This is a genomic window from Synechococcus sp. W60.1 (assembly GCF_047461575.1).
Taxonomy (GTDB): domain Bacteria; phylum Cyanobacteriota; class Cyanobacteriia; order Thermostichales; family Thermostichaceae; genus Thermostichus.
In genome coordinates this window covers 53,127-70,435 of record NZ_JANSHL010000001.1, presented here as the reverse complement: position 1 = coordinate 70,435, position 17,309 = coordinate 53,127, and the positions used below count along the sequence as shown (strand labels likewise).

The following is a 17,309-nucleotide window of genomic DNA, read 5'->3' as shown; positions in this document are numbered from 1 at the left end:
CAGACAAGTGGCGTGGGGCAGGAATGCCCGACCGCGAGGTAAGGACTCCGTCCTGCTGACGGGAAGGGTGGCCCGCGCTCTGTCCATAGGATGAGCGCCGGGAGGATGTCACTCTTGCCGACTTTGGTGTTCGCGCCAGAACTGCTCCGCAAAAGCCACCGTCGGGTGGAGAGGGGCACGGGGTTTGCTGCGCAGGGGCATGTTGGCTTCTTCAGGGGTGCGGTTGCCCTTGCGTTGATTGCAGCGTTCGCAAGCCGTCACCACATTGTCCCAACTGTGGGATCCCCCTTTGGAGAGGGGCACGACATGATCCAAGGTCAGATTGTGGGTGCTGCCACAATACTGGCAGGTGTGGTGATCCCGCCGCAAAACCTCCCGCCGATTCACAGGGGGCACGCGCCAAGCGCGCTCTTTGCCCTTGATGGTCAGGCGAATATGTTCGGGCACTTCAATGACCTGGCTGGGGGAGCGCACCTTCCACACCGGCACATGCATCATCGAGAGCGGTTCGGCTTTGCCTGTTAGCAGCAGCACGATTGCCCGCTTGATATTGACCCGGCTGATGGGCAAATAGTTTTGGGAAAAGACAACGATCGACTGTTCCAGAAGGTGGGTAGCGGCAGTCATGGCTCAGCTCTTCCATTTGCCGCCATTCTCCTGAGGAATCTGCCGAATGGCAAGCTTTTCCCCACCGCCATCGACACCGGCAGCGCTCAGACATTCAAGAGTTTCTTACGATCGCCAGCCAGACAGATGGGCTAGTATCCGGGTGATGGTTGGATCCCGTACCGCCCATGACTTACCCGCTGCACGTCGCCCTGGTTTGGCACCAACACCAACCCCTCTACAAAAGTCCGGTGGCGGGTAAATATCGCATGCCTTGGGTGCGCCTACACGGGATCAAAGATTACCTGGACTTGGTGTTGCTGTTGGAGCGCTATCCCCGCCTGCACCAAACGGTCAACTTGGTGCCCTCCCTGATTGTGCAAATCGAAGAGTACGTAGCCGGCTCGGCTTTTGATCCTTACCTGGAACTGACCTTATCCCCTGTCGAAAAGCTCAGCCCCGATCAACTGCGCTTTGTGGTCGAGCGCTTCTTCGACAGCCACTACCCCACCATGATCGAGCCCTATCCCCGCTATCGGCAGCTCTACAACCAACGGGAATCTCAGGGGGTGAACTGGTGTCTGCAGTACTGGACTCCGCAGGACTTCAGCGATCTGCTGGCCTGGCACAACCTGTCTTGGTTTGATCCCCTCTTTCAGGAGGATCCTGAGATTGAGGGCTGGATCAAAATGGGATCCGGTTTTACCCTGGCGGATCGGCAGCGGATCTACGCCAAGCAACAACAGATCCTCGGCGCTATCCTGCCCCAGCACGCCAAACTGCAGAGCAGCGGCCAACTGGAACTGACCACCAGCCCCTATACCCACCCCATCTTGCCCCTGTTGGTGAGCGAGCGCTCGGCGCGGGTGGCTCGGCCAGGGTTGCCTTTGCCTCGCTACCCCTTTCACTGGGAGCAGGATGTCCACAGCCAACTGGAGCGGGCTAAGCAGATCTATCGGGAGCGCTTTGGCCGGGATCCGCGGGGCCTGTGGCCTTCCGAGCAATCCGTAAGCCCTGCCATTGTGCCGATTGTGCAAAAACAGGGCTTTGAGTGGATCATCTCCGACGAAGGGGTGTTGGGGTGGAGCCTGGGCCAGCCTTTTCATCGCGATGGGCAGGGCCACATTCTGGAGCCGGAGAAGCTCTACCGCCCCTACCGCCTGGAAACCGAGCGGGGGGATCTGGCCATCGTCTTTCGGGATCACCGCCTTTCGGATTTGATCGGCTTCAGCTACAGCGCCATGCCCGCCGATGCTGCCGCCAAAGATCTCATCGGCCATCTGGAGAGCATCCGCAACCGCCTGCCCCAGGAGCAGCCCTGGCTGGTGACCATCGCTCTGGATGGGGAAAACTGCTGGGAGTACTACCCCCAAGATGGCCGGCCCTTCTTGGAAAACCTCTATACCCGCCTCAGCCAGCACTCCTCCCTGCGGCTGGTGACCGTTTCGGAGTTTCTGGATCAGTTTCCGCCCACCGAGTTTTTGCCGGCAGAGCAACTTCACAGCGGCTCCTGGATCGAGGCAGATTTCACCACCTGGATTGGGGATCCGGTGAAAAACCGCGCTTGGGAGCTCTTGGCTCAGGCCCGCCAGGTGATTCAGGATCATCCCCGCGCCAATCCCCAAGCCTGGGAAGCCCTCTGGGCCGCCGAGGGATCCGATTGGTTCTGGTGGTTTGGGGCAGGCCACTCCTCCGCCCATGATGCCGTTTTCGACCAGTTGTTTCGGGAGCACCTGCAGGCGCTCTACACTGCTTTGGGAGAGGCGGTGCCGACCGTGCTGCAATTTCCCCTGGAGGATCATGACGGCCTAGGGGATCGCCTGCCGCAGGGGTTTATCCACCCGGCCATCAACGGTCGTCCGGCAGAACGGGAGTGGAGCCAAGCGGGGCGGGTGGAGATTGGAGCGGCCCGAGGCACCATGCACCGCAACAGCGCCGTTCGCCGCCTCTGGTACGGGTTTGATCACTTCAACCTCTATCTGCGGCTGGATTTTAACTCGGTGGTGCAGCGGCCCAGGCAATTGCTGGTGCTGTGGTTCTATCCCAACCGCGTCACCGTCAACAGCCCCATTCCCCTGCAGGGGTTGCCGGCAGAAGCTCCTCTCAACTACCACTACCGCCACCTGTTGCGGTTGTCGCTGCCGCCTCCCGGCACCGGCCAGCATCCGGCAGAGGTGCAAGCCCAGCTCTTGCAGGCAGGGGAGTACCACACCTGGCACGCCATCGGCCATCAAGTGAAGGCGGTGGTGGATGCCTGTTTGGAGGTGGCCATCCCCTGGAGCAATTTGGGCGCCCAGCCGGGTCAGGAGCTGCAATTTGTCATCCTGGCCGCGGATGGCGAGACCTTTCAGGAAGGGATCCCGCCCAAGGCCACCATTGCCCTGCGCAGACCCTGAGAGTGATGACCAGCAGAGCTTCAAGTTATGTCGCGCGATCTCTATCCCCCCATCGAGCCCTACGATCAAGGTTTTCTGGCGGTTTCCTCCCTCCACACCCTGTACTACGAGCAGTGCGGCAACCCGGCGGGCAAGCCGGTGGTGTTTTTGCACGGGGGGCCTGGAGGCGGGATCGATCCCATCTACCGGCAGTATTTCGATCCCAGCCGCTGGCGGGTGGTGCTGTTCGATCAGCGGGGTTGCGGGAAAAGCCGCCCCTATGCCGAGCTGCGGGAGAACACCACCTGGGATCTGGTGGCAGACATCGAGAGGTTGCGTCAGCATCTGGGCATTGATCGCTGGTTTGTGTTCGGGGGCAGCTGGGGCAGTGCCCTTGCCCTGGCCTACGGGCAAACCCACCCCCAAGCCTGCCTGGGGTTTATCTTGCGGGGCATTTTTCTCTTGCGCCCTTTTGAGCTCCGCTGGTTTTACCAGTCGGGGGCCGGCTACTTTTTCCCCGACGCTTGGGAACATTACCTGGAGCCGATCCCTCCCGAAGAGCGGGATGACCTGCTGGCAGCCTACCACCGCCGCCTAAACGACCCAGATCCCCAGGTACGGCTGAGGGCAGCTCGCGCCTGGTCTGTTTGGGAGGCCAGCACCAGCAAGTTGATCCCCAGCCCAGAGCTCATCGAGCGCTTTGGTCGGGGAGAGTTTGCCGAGGCCTTTGCCCGCATTGAGTGCCATTACTTTGTCCACGGCGGTTTTTTGGATCCGGAGGATCAGCTCCTCAGGGGGGTGGGACGGCTGCGGCATCTGCCGGCGGTGATCGTCCAGGGGCGCTACGACGTGGTGTGCCCGCCCATCTCTGCTTGGGAGCTGCATCAGGCTTGGCCAGAAGCAGAGTTTCGGATGATCCCCGATGCTGGCCATTCCATCACCGAGCCCGGAATCCGCACCGCCCTCCTGGAAGCCACCGATCGCTTTGCCGGTTTGTGAGCCCCGCCGAGCCAACCCAGTGCTGCCAGGGATCCCAAGACCTTGAAGAATTGCTACAGGAAGGCCGGCAAAACCTTGGGATCCAGCCCAGAAGCACGGCCAAGCCTATCGACAGTTGGCGATTTTGGGTTTATCACTGAGGGAGGGGCGGTGCAAGCTGCCCACACCTGGCTGGTGCATCCACCCAAGTGCTTCGCGGATTCAAGCTCATTTCTACTTCACCGTTTCCAGGGTCGAACCATGCAGAAACCAACCCATCTGTTCAAGCTTGCCCTAGCCCTGCCCATCTCCTTCTTGCTGGCAGATGCAGTTGTGGCCTACCCCTGCGACTCGGTTGGGGGTGAAGCTTACAACCACCACGGCTCCACGGTTCAGGTCAGCAGCGACGCCAACAGCTTCGGGGTTCAGTGGTCGCCTGCCTCCTATGCTGTCGGCAACGGCTTCATTGGAGTTGCCATTGAAACGGTGAACGGCGAGCAAGCCCAGAGCGCCATCAGCCGTCGTCTGTTCGGCCCCGCACTTCGAGTTCAGGGGGTGCAGGTGGTCGGCTTGCTCCAGGATGGTCCTGCTCAACGAGCCGGTCTGGCCCAGGGCGATATTTTGATTGGAGTGGATGGGCAGCGGGTCACCTCCGTGCAACATGTGCAGCAGATCATCCAAAATACCCCGGTAGGCCAATCGGTGCCGATTACCTTCCGCCGTGGTGAGCAGGTGCTGTCAACGGTGGTTGTGGTGGGGGATGGCCGGGTGTTGCGCCCCTTGATGCTGCAGCAGCAGTGAGCCTTGTCGGGATCCCTACCCGGAGCTCTCTGTGAATGCCAATTGGAGTTCGGGATGGGCTGTCTGGGCAGTTTGCGGCCTCAACGGCTTGCTGTTTTTGGCCCTGGTTGCTCTCATTCCTGTCATTTTGAAGCTGCGCTCGGCTCTTGGGGTCACAGAGCAGGCCATGGCCGATTGGCGAGAAGCAGCTCAACAGGCCTTGGCTCCCACTCCCGCTGAGTTGCTGCGTCTGCGGGATCGTCTGCGCGAGAATCGCCATACCCTTGCCCGCTGGCAACGTCGTTTGCAGTTCTGGCAAGGGATCCGCAGGGTGGCCGTTTGGCTGGGGCGTAGGCTTTGAGGGATATGGATAGCAACTATCCTGTCTCCAATCCCATCCGGTTGCAGGTCATGGCCAACGCTCTGGCGGGGATTGCCGAAGAGATGGGAGCCCGCCTCATCCGCGGTTCATACTCGGCCAACATCAAGGAGCGGCGGGATTGCTCCACAGCTCTGTTTGACTCGCAAGGGGCTTGCATTGCCCAGGCAGCTCACATCCCGGTGCATTTGGGCGCCCTTTCGCAGGCGGTGCGAGCGGTGGTGTCAGCCAACCCGCGACCCGGAGATGTGTTTCTCCTCAACGATCCCTACCAGGGGGGATCCCATCTGCCGGACGTTACGGTGGTCGCGGCCATTCCCGGCTGGAGGGATCCCGACCGGATTTGCGCCTATGCTGTGAACCGTGCTCATCACGCTGATATTGGAGGGATGCGCCCTGGCTCCATGCCCGCCGACTCCACAGAACTTTGGCAAGAGGGGCTGGTGATCCCGCCGGTACGGCTGGCTGGGCTCTCTCTAGAAGGAGAGTTGTACTGGCAGGAGGATCTGCTGCGCCTAATCCTGGCCAATGTGCGCAATGCCGAGCAGCGGCGGGGGGATCTGCAGGCCCAGGTGGGGGCCAGCGCAGTGGGGATGAGCCGGTTTCGGGAGTTGCTGGCCCGCTTTGGAGAAGAGGAAGCTTGGCAGTTGATCGCAGGGGTCATCGAGTACAGCCGCCGGCGGATGCGGGCGCAAATTCAGGCTCTGCCCGATGGGATCTACACGGCTGAGGATTGGTTGGAGGGCTACGGGGATCCGCCCGCGCCCCTTGAGATTCGGGTGCAGGTGGAAGTAGAGGGCGAGAAGCTGCGGGTGGACTTCACCGGCACTGCTCCGGCCATGGCGGGAAACCTGAACGCGCCCCTGGCCGTCACCCGCTCGGCGGTGTTGTTTGCCCTGCGCTGTCTGTTGGATCCCACGGCCCCCAGCAATGTCGGCTTGGAGGATCCCATCGAGATCGTGGCGCCGCCCGGCTGCTTGGTGAATGCCCAGTTTCCGGCAGCAGTGGTGGCGGGCAATGTGGAAACCTCGCAGCGCATTGCCGATGTGGTGTTCAAAGCTCTGGCTCCCGTGGCCGGATTGCGGAGCATCGCTCAGGGGCAGGGCACCATGAACAACTGTGTGCTGGGCAACCGCCACTTCACCTACTACGAAACCCTGGGAGGTGGTCAGGGGGCCAGCCGGCAACGACCGGGTTTGGACGGAGTGCATGTGGGCATGAGCAATACCCTCAACACCCCCATCGAGGCTCTGGAGCTGGAGTATCCCCTGCGGGTACTGCGCTACGAGCTCCGCCAGGATTCCGGCGGCCATGGTCAACAGCGGGGCGGCTGGGGGCTAATCCGCTCCATCCAGACTTTGCAGGATTGCACCCTCTCCCTGCTCACCGAGCGGCGCCACTATGCCCCCCAAGGAGAACAGGGAGGCGGGCCAGGCCAAGTGGGGATCAACCTCCTCAACGGGGATCCCTTGCCTGGCAAAATCAGCCGCTCCCTAAAAGCCGGCGACGTAATCACCCTCTACACGCCCGGCGGCGGAGCTTGGGGCTCAAGCGAGGATGAGCAGGCTCCCGAACCCAGGTAGCGCAGGTGGTCAAGAAACAACTGCTCGCAGCGGCGGATCACCTCATCGCGGCTGGCGAAGTGCTCCAGCCTTTGCACTTCTTGACCTTTCTCAAACAAAATTAGGGTTGGCAAAGAGCGCACCCGATAGCGGCGCGGCAGCCAAAAATTGTCGTCTACATTCACCCGCAGTACTTTGACCGCCCCTCCCCACTCGGCTACGAGACGGTCGGTAATCGGCTGAATGAAGCGACACAGGCCACACCAAGGGGCGCCGAAATCCACCAAAACCAACCCATCACTTGTCAAAAGTTCTTGATTAAAAGCATCTAAAGCAACTTGCAAGGCCATCACTCCCAAACTAAAGAAGTTCTTTGGGATCATGCTACCAGGCAACTTGGCTGGCTGCAGAAACCATTTGGGGATGGAAAGCATAAAGAATCAATACAAAGCTGAATACCCCCAGATAGGCCCAGCGAAAAAACTCTTGGGGGCGCAGTTGCTGTCGCTTCTGCAGAATGGCCAAGCCGGGGATCACGGAGGTGCGCGCCTTGAGATCGCGGAAGGCCTGCCCGTATTTCCGCTCCAGGCGGTGATCCCCATGCCAAACGGCAAACAGGTGGTAGGCAATGAGCCCAAGCGAGGTCACCACCATAAAGCTGGAGCCAATCCACAGGGAATGGGCCACACACCAGATCACCTGGCCCACCATTTGGGGATGACGGGTGATGCGGATGATCCCGGTTTCAAACAGGTGGATCTCCGGCTTGCGAATGGCGGCGATCTCCAGCAAGTTGAAGGTGGCCGGATACAAAAAGAAAAAAGAGAGGGCAGACAAAAGAGCAACGGTGGTGCGGATGCCTGGGACGGCTTGGAGATCCCAGAGAATCACCCCGTCGTAGCGATGGTTGAAAAAATAGATCAGCAACAGTGGTGCCAAACTGAGGCTCACCAGAGCAAAGAAGATGCGGTACAGACGGGATCCCAGCCAGCTTTCCCCCCAGGGCCGCAAGTAGGCCAGTCCGCTGTGAGCACAGGCAAATCCCAAGATTAGGGCCAGCATTGTCCAATGGGATCCGTACTGGCCCAGCTTCTGCAGAAAGTCGCTGAAGGGGGTGAACAGCATCTTTTGGGTGACTCCTCTTCCGGTGTTGCTGTGGCTTATGCTTAAAAGTAAGTTACATTAGGTTCCCCATGCTCAAAACTTTTTTTCTGCGTCTTGTCAGCCTGCTCCTGTCTGTAGCCCTTTTGCTGGGATCAGGGAGTTCAGTTGCTCAGGCTGCCCGTCTCACCGGCAAGTATTACGAAGACAGCATGACCCTGATCCAAACCCTACGCACCGTCCTTTCAGAAGGGGATCCCCTGATGAACCCGGAAGAGGCGCGAGCGGAAGCCATGCAAGCCATCCAGGAGTTTTCTGGGCGCTACCACGGCCATCGCTACGATAAGCTGCAGTCTTTTACCACTTTGCGCACGGTGTTTAACACGCTGGCCTCCCAGTACCGCACTTCCAGTCGACCTCTCAACCCCGAAAAGGTGGAGCGGGTGCTAATGCAACTGGATCGGGCGGAATTGGCCTTGCGCCGAGAAGGTTGAGCTTTTTTTAGATTGGATCTCCCCGATCCAAATCACAGGCAAATCTCCTCGCTGTGGCCAAACTGTTCCCAGTCCCCGGAAGCCAGCATCTCCTCAGATGTCTTTTGTCAGATGTCTTTTGGAACCTGAAGGGGAAGAGTAAGGCTTTCTTGCTCATTTCGATTTTCGATTGAGGACTTGGGAGGTTGTGATGGTCAAAAATCGTTGGGCTTTGATCCCGCTGCTGCTGATGGTTGGGGCTGTTGCTTCTCACCCAGCTTGGCTCCTGTCTCTCCCAGCCCAAGGACAGGTCGTTGGGGCTGCCGAGGAGGGATCCCCGGGCCCCTTTTTTGCAACGGATGGCCTGGCCCTGCGGGGCTATGACCCGGTGGCCTATTTCATCGACGGCAAGCCGGTCAAGGGATCCCCAGAGTATGAATGGGAGTGGGGAGGGGTGACCTGGAGGTTTGCCAGCGCCGAGAATCGGGAGCGGTTTCGCAACGACCCAGAGCGCTTTGCCCCCCAGTACGGCGGGTTTTGTGCCTGGGCCGTGGCCCACAACTACCTTTACCCGGTGGATCCCTTTGCCTGGAAAATTGTTGATGACAAGCTATACCTGAACGCCAACCGGCGGGTACAGCGCAACTGGGAGCGCGACATCCCCGGGTTGATCAAGAGGGCAGATGCCAACTGGCCAGCTTTGAGAAGCCGATAGGCCCAAGTCCCTCTGGCCTGGGGTTCAATGGGCGAGGCGCAGGGTCACCTTGATGCCAACTCGGTAGGGGCCGCTTTCGCAGAGTTCCAGCTGGCCTCCCATTTCTCTCAGGAGCCGCTCGCTCACCCGCCAGACGGCACAGCCCTCTGTTTGAATGGGCACATGGCATCGCCCCTCAAGGTTCCACCCCAGGCACAGTCGCCCCTCTTCTTCTGCGGTGGGATAGGGGTGCAAAGCCATCGAACCGTAGCGTAGGGTGCGGATGCCCCAGCGACACACTCCCAGCAGCGCCTGCACCAAGCCGTGGGGATCCGCCCAAACGGTGAGGCTGTCGGGGAGAAGGGGCACCTCAAAGGCCGAGGTGGGTTGTAGGGCCGGCCATTCGTAGCGAATGCCCTGATCCTGGGCCTGTAGGCGAGTTAGGCTGTACACATCCTGCAGGAGGGGGCGTAGTCGGGTCGGTTCCGGTCGCAGAGGTTGGATGGGCAGGTCATGGCGAGCCAGGCGGGTGTATTCCTCGAGCAGCTTGATCAGACGCTCCACCGCTTCTTTGGCACTTTGCAGGTATTCCCGCTCCTCTTCGGGGGAATCACACAGATCTGACAGCACCAACTGCAGGGATCCCATCTGGCTGCTGAGGGGATTGCGCAGCTCATGGCCGATGCTGACGAGCAACTCTTGTTGAAAGGCTCGCATCACCTCAGAGCGTTCAAAAGCAAATTGCCAATCCACAGCCTCTTGCTTGTCGGCAGAGGCAGCCTGCTGGGGGAGTGGATCGGGTTTGGCTGCAGGCAAGGGTTTCCTCAAGAGGTGCTCCGAAGGAAAGACGGGGGATCCCGTCGAGGTTCAGATCCTTGGGTTTGGATCTTTGAGTTTTGGACAGCGAGGACTACGTCCCGCTGAGGCAATCGGGCTGCGGCAATACCCTGTCTTATGGGATCCTATGGGATCCTACCCTTTTCTATCCGACGAAGTAGGCGCTGACCACCCGTTCAACCCCGGCCAGATCTCGGTGAACTTGGATCTGCCGATAGCAGCCTCTAGCTTGCAACTGCTCCGCCACCCAAGGGGCTTGGCCTCGCATCACTTCCACCGCCCAAAAGGAGTTCGGGGCCAAGTAATCCGGTGCTGCTTGAATCAACAGCCGCAAGTGGGCTAGGCCATCTTCTCCGCCATCCAGAGCCTGTCGTGGCTCGTGCAGTCGCACCTCTGGCATGAGCGAGGCCAGCTCAGCAGAGGGAATGTAGGGAGGGTTGGAAACCAGGCCGCGCAGCTGCCCCCGCCAGGGATCCAAGGGCACAAACCAGGATCCCAGCAGCAACTTCACCCGCTCCTGCAGATGGTGGGCTGCCACATTGTCTGCTGCAATAGCCAAGGCCTCTGGGCTAGAATCCACGGCCAGAAGCCGCAACTGGGGGTGCTGATGGGCCAACGCAATGGCAATCGCCCCGCTGCCTGTACCCAGGTCGGCAAAACAGGATCCCGGCGGCAGAGGATTGGCCTGTAGCCAAAGGGAAGCCTGCTCCACCAGCAGCTCGGTCTCCGGGCGTGGGATCAGCACCGCCGGCGTCACCCGCAAGCTCAAGCCCGCCCACTCAACTTTGCCCAACAGGTACTGTAGGGGGATGCGCTCTTCCACCCTTTGCCGCCAAAGGGCCTGCACCTCCTCCAGGGGATCCCCCTCCCCAGCCGGAGCGCGACCCATCAACCGCTCCAATGGCCCCCACCCCAGCCGTTCCCTGAGCAAAATCTCCACTTCCTCGGCAGGGATACCAGCCGCTTTTGCCGCCCTCAGGGCTTGGGCACGCCACTCTGTTAACCGCTTCACCAGAGCAGACGGGGATCCCATCAGGGGCTTAGGTTAACGCTGAGGCTGGGGACTTGCAGAAGGATTGGCAGGCCGGGCCAGGGATTGGATATACTCCAGCGCCGAGCGAGAGGGGATAAAGGCAATTTTCTGCACATCGGCCTGCGCGTCGGGGGCCAGCATACGCTCTACCACAATGGCCAGCGAGGTCACTTCAATCTGGGTTTTCCCAACCACATCCGGGTTCTGCGCCGCCGCCCGATCCAAAGCCCTCCGCAAATCGTTGCGGTCGAAGAAGAAGGGCACCACCTCATGGCCATCCTGCTCGATGGTCAGCAGCCCCTCTCCGGAGCGGCCATAGAACAGAGGCACGCCGATTGCCTCCGGGGGCACATCTTGACCGGTTTCCTTCAGCACCTGCTTGGCTGCTTCCACATCAGAAGCCCGAGGCACCACCTCAAAATACAGGTCACTATTCTTGGCGCGCTCCTCTTCCGATTTTTCGTAGGCATACCCCAGCGAGAGAGGCACCACCCGGGCTTGACTGGCTATCTCGGGGTTGCTGGCTTTCACCTGCTCCAACATTTGTTGGGCCTGGGCCTGATCCAGCCACAAAGAAACCACCTGGATGGTGCGGCCATCTCGCTCCACATTGGCGACAACAGGGGTGCCGTTCTGAGACACAATGGCAAAAACAGGCACCAGATTTAGCCGCTCCGCCACCTCTTGCCGGCTCATGGGGCCTGCGGCTGCCTGAGCCAGTAGGGCATTCTCCTGAGCCCAAACAGGAGTCACAGCCAAACCCCCCCAAGCTGTTCCGATCAGGATCCCGGATACGCCGCCCACCTGAGCTGCACAGCGGCAGAGGGAGCGCACAGGCGATACTACATTACAACGCGTCATTCTCATCTCAACTCCCGGCATCGCGCCTTGTTCTGGTTGCTATGGGGTCAGCTTCCTAAGTACTAACCAACAGCCTGGGGCAAATCAAAAGCTGCCTAGATTAAACCCGCTCAACAGGGCTTAGGCTAGCGATGCGGCACACTCTCAGCCTTAGGATCCCGGTTGGCCATCGCTGACAACACCCCGGCACACCTATCTTGAAGAGCGCTCTTGGGCCACCCTAGAAGCCAAGGTTAGAACATCTGCTCGACCTCTGTCGAGGGGCAAAGCCCCTATTTTGGGTGGGGATCCCGCATCACCCAATACTATATACGGAGTCGCATACAACTGATCCACGCTAGATGCAGATCCCTCCGAGGGTTGTGTACCCAGCTCTCCCATAAAACGCTGCCTATTCCAGCCTTGTTCGGCGGTGTCCTGATGTAGCCGCGCAAACGTGGCAGCTGCTGTTAACTTTTGTTAAGGTAGGGGTGCGAACCCACAGCTGTAGGGAGCATTGAGTCATGGCTAAGATCTTCACCGCTGAATTCAACCAATTTGAGACCATCAACGCTACTCAGGCCTGGTCTTTGTTTTTCACCATCAGCGCTTCCGATCGGCTGCTGGGTGACAACCCGGCTGTTGGCCGCTACCTAACGTTGGCTTTGTTCAGCGCCGTCCTCACCGGGATCCTGAATGTGCTGGTGGCTTCTTAGCTAGACCCTTTGCGGACGGAACGAGTTTTTTGTTAAGAGGCCGCCGGCAGAGGCAGCTTGACCTGAGACAAGGGGATCCTGCTCTCAGGTTTTTTGATTTTGAATGGGAAAGGATCCCTTGTTCTCTTTGTGGGGCTGTCTTCCGATGAAAGCTGCTGGGATAGATTTCGCGGAAACGGATCACTTTGAGGCGCCGCCTCTGACCACCAAGTTGCCCCTGCTGCTGGCCCCGGCGGGGGATTGGGAGTGTGCCAAGGCGGCAGTGGAAAACGGAGCCGATGCCATTTACTTTGGGCTGGAGCGCTTCAACGCCCGGATGCGTGCCCGCAACTTTACGGAAGCGGATTTGCCGGAACTGATGGCCTGGCTGCACCGGCGGGGGGTACGGGGCTATGTTACTTTGAATACTCTGGTTTTTCCAAGGGAGCTGACGGAAGCCGAGGGATACATCCGCTCGATGATTGCGGCGGGGGTGGATGCGGTGATTGTGCAGGATATTGGCATCGCCCGCCTGATCCGGCATCTTTCCCCCGATTTCCCCATCCATGCTTCCACGCAAATGACCATCACCAGTGGAGTGGGAGCGGAGTTTGCCGCTGAGCTGGGCTGTGAGGTGGTGGTGCTGGCGCGGGAATGTTCCCTCCAGGAAATCGCCCAGATCCAGGCCTATCTGCAAGAGAAGGGATCCTCCCTATCTCTGGAGGTCTTTGTGCATGGGGCGTTGTGCGTGGCCTACTCGGGGCAATGTCTGACCAGCGAGGCGCTGGGGGGGCGTTCGGCCAATCGGGGGGAATGTGCCCAAGCCTGCCGCATGCCCTATGAGCTGGTGGTAGACGGGATCCGCCGCGACTTGGGGGAGAAGCGGTATCTGCTCAGCCCTCAAGATTTGGCCGGGCTGGAGGTGCTACCGGAGCTGGTGAAGCTGGGGATCCGCTGTCTGAAAATTGAGGGCCGGCTGAAATCCCCAGAATATGTAGCCAATGTAACGCGGGTGTATCGGCAGGCCTTGGATGCGCTGGGGGTGGGACAGCCGTGGCAGCCTTCGCAACAGGAACGCTACGAGCTGGAGATGAGCTTTTCTCGTGGGCTCTACACAGGCTGGCTGCGGGGCATCAACAACCAGGAGCTGGTGCACGCGCGGTTTGGCAAGAAACGGGGGGTTTACCTGGGGCAAGTGGTGGGGATCCAACAGGATCAGGTGGGGATCCGGCTGGAGGCACCCCTCAAAGCTGGGGACGGCGTGGTGTTTGACCAGGGGCAGCCGGAGTTGCCGGAGCAGGGGGGGCGAGTTTACCGGGTGCAAGAGAAGCAGGGGCTGGCCTGGCTCAGCTTTGGAGAGGGGGTCATTGATCTCAAACGTCTGCGGGTGGGGGATCGCCTCTGGAAGACCAGCGACCCGGAACTGGAAAAGCGCCTGCGCCAAAGCTACGCCGGGGATCACCCCCGCTTTCAGCGGCCTGTCCACATGGAGGTTCACGGCCAAGTGGGATCCCCGCTGACGTTGATCGTGCGGGATGAGCAGGGACACACGGTGCGGGTGGATTCGCCGCTGCCCCTGGAAGCTGCCCACCGCCAACCCCTCACCACCGAAAAACTGCGACAGCAACTGGGCCGTTTGGGCTCCACTCCCTTCAAGTTGGGATCCCTGCACAATGCCTTGCAGGGGGAGGTAATGCTGCCGGTGAGCCTGCTCAACCAGATGCGCCGACAAGCGGTGGAACGCCTACAAGCTCTGCGAGCTCAGCCCCCGCGCTGGCAACTCAATCCCGAAGCTCGCTGGCAAGATCTGGTGCCTTCTCAGGAGGAGCCCGAAAGGGGATCCCCGCAGTTGGTGGTGTTGGTGCGGGATCCGGCGCAACTGCTGGCGGCGATAGCCAGCGGTATTAGGCAGATCTATCTGGAGTTTGAGGATCCCCGCCGCTATCGGGAGGTGATCCGCACAACCAAAGCCGCCCATCCCGAGGTGGAACTGTGGGTCGCTCCGCCCCGCATCACCAAGCCAGGAGAAACCTGGATCCTAAAGCAAGTGTTGGTCGGCGGAGCCGATGGCTACTTGGTGAGAAATTACGACCATCTCCGTTTTTTTGCCGGTCAGCGCTGCATTGGGGATTTTTCCTTGAATGTGGCCAATCCCATCACGGCCCACTATCTCAAAACCCGTTACAACCTGGAGCGCCTGACGGCTTCCTATGACCTCAACCACGAGCAACTGGGATCCCTGCTGCAAGCCGGCCCCGCCCATAGGTATGAGGTTACCCTTCATCAACATATGCCCCTGTTCCACATGGAGCACTGCGTCTTTTGCGCCTTTTTATCCAGCGGAACGGATTACACCAATTGTGGTCGCCCATGTGAAAAACACGAGGTGAAGCTGAGGGACAGGGCCAATGTCGAGCACATTTTGAAGGCCGATGCCGGCTGTCGGAATACCCTCTACAACGGCAAGGCCCAAACGGGGGCAGAATATGTGCCGAAATTATTGGCCTTGGGCCTGCGCTATCTGCGCATCGAATTTTTGCATGAATCCCCCGCCGAGATCCAACAAACCCTGCACCGCTATCAGCAACTCCTACAAGGTCAACTCAGCGGATCCCAACTGTGGCAGGAGCTGAAGCTACACAGCCAATTGGGGGTTACTCGCGGGTCTTTGGAGAGTTAACGGCTGCGCTGTCTTTCTCTAGGGCGCCGGCTCTGCAGCTGTGCTCCGACCGGAGCAATGCGAAAAACATTCCGGCAAAGTTGGCGTAAAATTTCCTCAGGGTATTGTTATTCCCAGGTGCTTCCCCAACCTCTTCTCAGCTTCTTCTCTATCCTCTGGTTGCCGTGAAACACACCCTCAGCGCCCTCGTGCAGGATCAGCCTGGCGTTTTAACCCGCATTGCGGGGATGTTTGCCCGTCGCGGCTTTAACATCGACAGCCTCACCGTTGGCCCCACCGAACGACCGGGGATCTCTCGCATCACTATGGTGGTGCAGGGCGATGAACACGATGTGGAGCAGATGACGAAGCAGCTCTACAAGCTCATCGACGTGCTGAAAGTTACCGATATCACCCATGTTCCCTGCGTGGAACGGGAGCTGATGCTGGTCAAGGTCAATGCCAGCCCCGATACCCGCTCCGCCATTATGGATGTGGCCCAAATGTTTCGCGCCCGGATTGTGGATGTGGCGGAGGAGTCTTTGACTCTCGAGGTAACCGGGGATCCCGGCAAAATGGTGGCCATCATCAAGATGTTGACCAGCTTTGGCATCCGTGAGATCGCCCGTACCGGCCTGGTGGCTCTCACCCGCGAGTCCGGCGTGAATACGGAATACCTGAAGCACCACCCCACCTTAGTTACCGTCTGATGGCCTCAGGGGAAGCGATGCCAAAACTGGGGTGGAGTTGTAGGGGATCGGTTCTGCGGGGCACGATTAGCCTTGTGGCTATTGTGCTGGTGGGGCTGCTGGCCGGCTGCGGCCCTAGACCGCCAAAGCCGATTGTGCAGCAGGCCCTCGCCTATCAGATCGCTCATTTGTCCGGGCCGGTGGGATCCTTGGTGGGCAGTGACCAGCTAGCAGCCCGCCTGCAATTGCAGGATGTGAAAATCCGCCAGGATCGCCGTGAACCTTTGCTGTTAGTCTCAGGAGAAACCCTGGAAGGCCATCACCTCAGCGGCACCTACACCCTGAGCGTGCAGCCGCCGGGATCCCGCCGCCCCTATCGCCGCAAAGGGGATCCCTTCCAGCTCACCCTGGCCCACCAAAAGGCACAAACTGTTGCTACACAACGCTCGCCCGACCGCGTCAAAACCGTGCCTGAACGGTGGCTGCTGGCCTACAGCTCACCGGATTCCAAGACTTGGGAGGTCATCGACTTTCTGCCTCAGCCCGCACCGGCACCGGAGTTGCCTCCTGCCGGGCCAGAACCTACACTGCCGGCAATTGCACCTGCTGCCGCCGACGTTGGCAGGACGGAGTCCGATGGAGCTCCCAGCCCTACCAATACTTCTACTCCCACCTGAAGCAGAGTTATGGGGATGTCCCAGCTCACCGCAGCAGAGCTGCCCCCCAGCCAAATAGCCCATCCACCAACAGGGTATTCAGCACTGCTCCCGCAAATGCCCAATGGTGCAAGCGGCGGGATCCCTGGACTCTCCACAATCCAACACCCAGCAACAGAAGGCCCAAGCCGATGCCCCAACCCAGGCCCCAGGGGGTAGCCATTTTGTCGAGGGCCGCCCTAAAAGGGACAACCGCCTGCTCCAACCGGTCAAACTGCATCGCCTGCCGCCACTCAGGCAGCAGCCCCACCGAGTGAATGTAGAGATCTGTAACCGCCGTACCCCACAGGGAGCCGAGATAAAACCAGGTACCGATGCGGGCAAACCGTCGCCGTGTCCCCCACCAGACAATCGGGATCCCCAAGGCTTCCATGGGCATGTGCCAAAGAGGCTCAAAGCGCAGCCATCCCCAATACAGGGATCCTGCCAGCCAAGTCAGGGTAAAGCCGTACAGCAAATCTCCCCACAGGCGGGTACGGGGCTGGGAGTAGAGATGCAAGCTAAGGCCCAGCCAGCCCAAAGACATCACCAAGCTAACCCAAGGGGCATACCGCACCAGGGGCGCTTGCACAAAAACGGGCAGACTCACGAGCAGAGCTGCCACTCCCCCAATGGCATAGTGGGATCGAAAACGCCTTTGAGCCGAGAGAGGGCGGGGATCCAGCCCGGCCAAATGCTCAGAGGACAGCCAGAGCTCATCCTGGAGAGGGGGTAAAAAAGGTGTAGAAGACAAAATGCGATATTAAAAAACTTCACATCAGTTAACATACCACTTTCTTCGCCCTTCTCTCTTCTCGGCAGCGGATGTTCGTTTGCAGGAGGGAAGAAGCCCTGGGATTCCTTGGGGGCTGAAATTGGCATCCCCTCTCCAGAAATGCCAGGGTGGGAAGGA

18 protein-coding genes are annotated in these 17,309 nt (G+C 59.8%); 11 read left to right on the top strand and 7 right to left on the bottom strand.

Annotation, left to right across the window (positions count from 1 at the left end; all coding sequences use genetic code 11):
• Positions 1-108: 108 nt before the first annotated feature.
• Complete coding sequence (locus NW805_RS00315; protein WP_414331697.1) at positions 109-627, bottom strand: HNH endonuclease; 519 nt, start codon at positions 625-627, stop codon at positions 109-111.
• A gap of 167 nt (positions 628-794) precedes the next feature.
• Here NW805_RS00315 and NW805_RS00310 point away from each other — a divergent pair, with 167 nt between their 5' ends.
• From NW805_RS00310 to NW805_RS00290, 5 genes are all read left to right on the top strand, one after another.
• Entirely contained in the window at positions 795-3,002 is a 2,208-nt protein-coding gene (locus NW805_RS00310; RefSeq protein WP_414421285.1) for a glycoside hydrolase, read from the top strand.
• A gap of 27 nt (positions 3,003-3,029) precedes the next feature.
• The gene (pip, locus tag NW805_RS00305) at positions 3,030-3,980 is read left to right on the top strand and encodes a prolyl aminopeptidase (RefSeq protein ID WP_414421284.1); all 951 of its coding nucleotides are present in this window, start codon (positions 3,030-3,032) and stop codon (positions 3,978-3,980) included.
• A 240-nt stretch (positions 3,981-4,220) separates the two neighbouring features.
• Positions 4,221-4,760 (top strand): PDZ domain-containing protein, encoded by a 540-nt coding sequence (locus tag NW805_RS00300; protein ID WP_238376905.1) that lies wholly within the window; start codon positions 4,221-4,223, stop codon positions 4,758-4,760.
• A 31-nt stretch (positions 4,761-4,791) separates the two neighbouring features.
• Positions 4,792-5,100 (top strand): hypothetical protein, encoded by a 309-nt coding sequence (locus NW805_RS00295; protein ID WP_414329349.1) that lies wholly within the window; start codon positions 4,792-4,794, stop codon positions 5,098-5,100.
• Between the two features lie 5 nt (positions 5,101-5,105).
• Complete coding sequence (locus tag NW805_RS00290; RefSeq protein WP_414421283.1) at positions 5,106-6,701, top strand: hydantoinase B/oxoprolinase family protein; 1,596 nt, start codon at positions 5,106-5,108, stop codon at positions 6,699-6,701.
• Here the strand turns inward: NW805_RS00290 and NW805_RS00285 are convergent.
• A complete protein-coding gene (locus NW805_RS00285) occupies positions 6,638-7,030 on the bottom strand; it encodes a thioredoxin family protein (RefSeq protein ID WP_414421282.1) in 393 nt (130 codons plus the stop codon). The genes NW805_RS00290 and NW805_RS00285 overlap by 64 nt on opposite strands.
• A 34-nt stretch (positions 7,031-7,064) precedes the next feature.
• Positions 7,065-7,805 carry an NnrU family protein gene (locus NW805_RS00280; protein WP_414421281.1) on the bottom strand — a complete coding sequence of 247 codons (741 nt, stop codon included), beginning with the start codon at positions 7,803-7,805 and terminating at the stop codon, positions 7,065-7,067.
• Positions 7,806-7,873: 68 nt separating this feature from the next.
• Here NW805_RS00280 and psb27 point away from each other — a divergent pair, with 68 nt between their 5' ends.
• Together psb27 and NW805_RS00270 are read left to right on the top strand one after the other, a co-directional pair.
• Positions 7,874-8,275, top strand: coding sequence for a photosystem II protein Psb27 (psb27, locus tag NW805_RS00275; protein WP_414408133.1), 402 nt, complete (start codon positions 7,874-7,876; stop codon positions 8,273-8,275).
• A gap of 229 nt (positions 8,276-8,504) precedes the next feature.
• Positions 8,505-8,969 (top strand): YHS domain-containing (seleno)protein, encoded by a 465-nt coding sequence (locus tag NW805_RS00270; RefSeq protein ID WP_414421479.1) that lies wholly within the window; start codon positions 8,505-8,507, stop codon positions 8,967-8,969.
• 24 nt (positions 8,970-8,993) lie between these two features.
• Here the strand turns inward: NW805_RS00270 and NW805_RS00265 are convergent, their stop codons facing one another.
• The 3 genes from NW805_RS00265 to NW805_RS00255 form a co-directional block, all read right to left on the bottom strand.
• Complete coding sequence (locus NW805_RS00265) at positions 8,994-9,764, bottom strand: sensor histidine kinase (protein ID WP_414419073.1); 771 nt, start codon at positions 9,762-9,764, stop codon at positions 8,994-8,996.
• 166 nt (positions 9,765-9,930) lie between these two features.
• Positions 9,931-10,818, bottom strand: a complete 888-nt coding sequence (gene prmC, locus NW805_RS00260) for a peptide chain release factor N(5)-glutamine methyltransferase (RefSeq protein WP_414421280.1) — start codon at positions 10,816-10,818, stop codon at positions 9,931-9,933.
• Between the two features lie 12 nt (positions 10,819-10,830).
• Complete coding sequence (locus NW805_RS00255) at positions 10,831-11,679, bottom strand: Tic22 family protein (protein ID WP_414421279.1); 849 nt, start codon at positions 11,677-11,679, stop codon at positions 10,831-10,833.
• A gap of 503 nt (positions 11,680-12,182) precedes the next feature.
• On the opposite strand from NW805_RS00255, the gene NW805_RS00250 reads away from it, so the two are divergent.
• From NW805_RS00250 to NW805_RS00235, 4 genes are all read left to right on the top strand, one after another.
• Positions 12,183-12,374, top strand: coding sequence for a hypothetical protein (locus tag NW805_RS00250; protein ID WP_011432601.1), 192 nt, complete (start codon positions 12,183-12,185; stop codon positions 12,372-12,374).
• A 145-nt stretch (positions 12,375-12,519) separates the two neighbouring features.
• A complete protein-coding gene (locus NW805_RS00245) occupies positions 12,520-15,033 on the top strand; it encodes a DUF3656 domain-containing U32 family peptidase (RefSeq protein ID WP_414421278.1) in 2,514 nt (837 codons plus the stop codon).
• Positions 15,034-15,197: 164 nt separating this feature from the next.
• A complete protein-coding gene (ilvN, locus tag NW805_RS00240; protein WP_414381146.1) occupies positions 15,198-15,722 on the top strand; it encodes an acetolactate synthase small subunit in 525 nt (174 codons plus the stop codon).
• 74 nt (positions 15,723-15,796) lie between these two features.
• The gene (locus NW805_RS00235) at positions 15,797-16,378 is read left to right on the top strand and encodes a hypothetical protein (protein WP_414421277.1); all 582 of its coding nucleotides are present in this window, start codon (positions 15,797-15,799) and stop codon (positions 16,376-16,378) included.
• 25 nt (positions 16,379-16,403) lie between these two features.
• On the opposite strand, the gene NW805_RS00230 is transcribed toward NW805_RS00235, so the two are convergent.
• Entirely contained in the window at positions 16,404-17,150 is a 747-nt protein-coding gene (locus NW805_RS00230) for a DUF3120 domain-containing protein (RefSeq protein WP_414421276.1), read from the bottom strand.
• Positions 17,151-17,309 lie beyond the last annotated feature (159 nt).